The 2,287-nt window shown below is 45.7% G+C and carries 6 protein-coding genes; all 6 read right to left on the bottom strand.

The genetic code is table 11. The features are described from left to right. Positions 1 to 94: 94 nt before the first annotated feature. Positions 95 to 232 (bottom strand): hypothetical protein, encoded by a 138-nt coding sequence (locus JIN87_RS27840; RefSeq protein ID WP_200359996.1) that lies wholly within the window; start codon positions 230 to 232, stop codon positions 95 to 97. 49 nt (positions 233 to 281) lie between these two features. Continuing rightward, the gene (locus JIN87_RS27835) at positions 282 to 566 is read right to left on the bottom strand and encodes a hypothetical protein (RefSeq protein ID WP_200359995.1); all 285 of its coding nucleotides are present in this window, start codon (positions 564 to 566) and stop codon (positions 282 to 284) included. A 63-nt stretch (positions 567 to 629) separates the two neighbouring features. Next, on the bottom strand, positions 630 to 965 hold the full coding sequence (locus tag JIN87_RS27830; protein WP_200359993.1) for a type II toxin-antitoxin system HicB family antitoxin: 336 nt from the start codon (positions 963 to 965) through the stop codon (positions 630 to 632). Between the two features lie 5 nt (positions 966 to 970). After that, on the bottom strand, positions 971 to 1,219 hold the full coding sequence (locus JIN87_RS28995; RefSeq protein ID WP_200359991.1) for a type II toxin-antitoxin system HicA family toxin: 249 nt from the start codon (positions 1,217 to 1,219) through the stop codon (positions 971 to 973). A 63-nt stretch (positions 1,220 to 1,282) separates the two neighbouring features. Then, positions 1,283 to 1,861 (bottom strand): hypothetical protein, encoded by a 579-nt coding sequence (locus JIN87_RS27820; protein WP_200359989.1) that lies wholly within the window; start codon positions 1,859 to 1,861, stop codon positions 1,283 to 1,285. A gap of 12 nt (positions 1,862 to 1,873) precedes the next feature. After that, the coding region (locus JIN87_RS27815; protein WP_234033679.1) for a hypothetical protein at positions 1,874 to 2,287 on the bottom strand (414 nt) is incomplete at its 5' end.

Genomic DNA, 2,287 nt, shown 5'->3' with positions numbered 1-2,287 from the left:
CTTGAGTTTCTTCTCAAATCTTTGCGGGGCTCGATCGAGGTAGAGAACCGTGGCTAGACTGGAACAGTCACATCTCATCTTTCTTCACATATCGCTAAGGTGATACGACGGCGGCTTCGGTCATCGCCACCACGTTTGGGTTCGTTGATTTCGAAGTTACGATGTGAAAGAGGCGAGCGTTTGCCGCCGTTGTATCGACCGCCTTGTTCGACCTATTTGTTTTAGTATTCACGGGTTGGATTCCTTGGGAAGTTGCTATCTTTCTTTGAATGCTTCGAGGATCATTCTTTTTTCTCAGGAGGATTTTTCATCGGCCAAATCTGCTCTCTCGGGAATTCAAGATAGTCGCTGATGGCAGCTTCAAAGCGATCGCAGGTTTCCTCCATCAATGCCCACTTCATCTCAAGAGCAGGTAAAGCTTTTCCATCTTTGTATCCATAATTCTTCGAGTGCTTTCTCTCTTTGAGGTAGCCGTTTTCAGACAAGACGTGAATGTGACGATTGAGTGCAAGATCCAGCACCTCTGAGATGATGGCTCTGGCTCTCTTTTTGTTATCGATTTCCATTCTTTATTTTCGTCGAACGCTAAGCTGATACGATGGAGATAGGCGGAGCCTATCGGAATTGTATCAAGCGTCTTGTTGGGCCTTCGTATCTTTTTTCAAAGCATCTACGATCCAGTTGTTTAGGCTTTTGTTTTCTTTCTTTGATCGAATGTAGAGGTTGCGATGGAGATCTGGGTCTAATCGCAATGTAAGTTTTCCAGAGAAGGGTTTATCGGGCTCCTCGCCGCGCTCACTGCAGAACTCTAAGTAGTCGTCTATTGATAGCTGAAACTCTTTCTTTAATCCCTCGACGGTGTCTCCCTGAAAGGTGACGACGTCTCTCATATTGATGACTTCCCCATGGAAGATCTCTGCTTCCTCGTCGAATTGAACTGTTCCTACGTATCCTTTGTATTCCATGATCTTTACTCTCCTGTAGCTTCGAGAAATCGTCTGACCGATTTTACTGCTCCTTTGTCCGTTTCCTTTTGCGGGTGGGGCCGATGAAACACGGCCCTCACGCCGTTTAGGTAAACACGAACACGAGAACCTCTCCCTTCGGTGATTTCAGCTCCCAGCGCGGCAAGCATGCTCTCGATGTCCTTCCAAGGTATGTCAGATCGTTCCGGACGCTCCCTTACTTTTTCTAAGGTTAGTCGTTGTTTTCGATTCACGGGCTGATGGTGGCAAAATATGCCACCATGTCAAGGTTTCCATTTTCGCCCAACGCCGAAGTGTCACGACGTAGGACGCGTAGCGTCCGGAGTTGTGACCACTGATTTGTTCTGCTCAGTTCTTATGAATTCTAAGATCGTTTCTCTGAATTTCTTAAGATCAAAGTTTCGTTTTTTCATGGATGGAGTCTCGAAGTTCGTAAGCGAATCCGTTAGTCGGATACAGAATATCTCAATCGCTTTGCTTGCAGACGTAGAAATTGCATCAATCTCTTCGTTGGTAAATTTGATGTAGTAGGAGAATATGTTTCTTAGCTCTTTGGTTCCACCATCAATTAGGCTAATCTTTTGAAGTTTCCTATGTCTTGGTTTCTTCTCTGCGAACCAGTTTTCGTCGTACCCTTGGCGTGTCCTAACCAAAATCAGCCCAATCGATACATTCTCTACGTCAGTTCCGAAATCGATTCCATCAAGTTCTCTGCCTAGCCTTTCGCTGAACTCACGGATAGTGGCCGAAGCAGAGCTCAAATCTGAATCTGTGTAAAATGCTACGCCGAAGTCCATGGTGTTTTTATCTTTGCAGAACGCTAAGCACTCACGCGGCGCTTGTCGCCGTTGTGAGCTGCGCCTTGATATGCTCATTTTTTGTTACTTCTAAAATGGACATGCTAGGATGTGGGTTGGCTTCTTGGAGGTGTATTCTTCTTTCCAGTAGTGCGGATCGTTTACTTTCCTGAATTCGATACCTTTTTCTTCGTATCCATTTCTGAACGGTCGACTGGTTTTGACGAATACCGAATCAGATTCAGGCCATCCTCCAGACACCTCAAAGACTCTATTTCCTTCTTCGATTTCAAATTCTAGGATTTTCTGTAATCTTGTATCGAGTTTCTCAAGCAGAGCAACGCTCTCAGGATTCCATCTAGATGCAGGATTGAAATGGCTGGCTTCGAATTTCATTTTTTCTGCATATCGTCGAGTCCTCACGACGTAGGAGGCGGAGCCTCCGGAGTTGTGAGCGACGTTTGGTTGGCGGTAGATTGTTCTCTCTCGAGTTTTGCCCAATCC

Source organism: Pelagicoccus mobilis (assembly GCF_016595505.1).
GTDB classification, from domain to species: domain Bacteria; phylum Verrucomicrobiota; class Verrucomicrobiia; order Opitutales; family Opitutaceae; genus Pelagicoccus; species Pelagicoccus mobilis.
The sequence above is the reverse complement of the archived record's forward strand: the minus strand, read 5'-3'. Positions and strand labels throughout refer to the sequence as shown.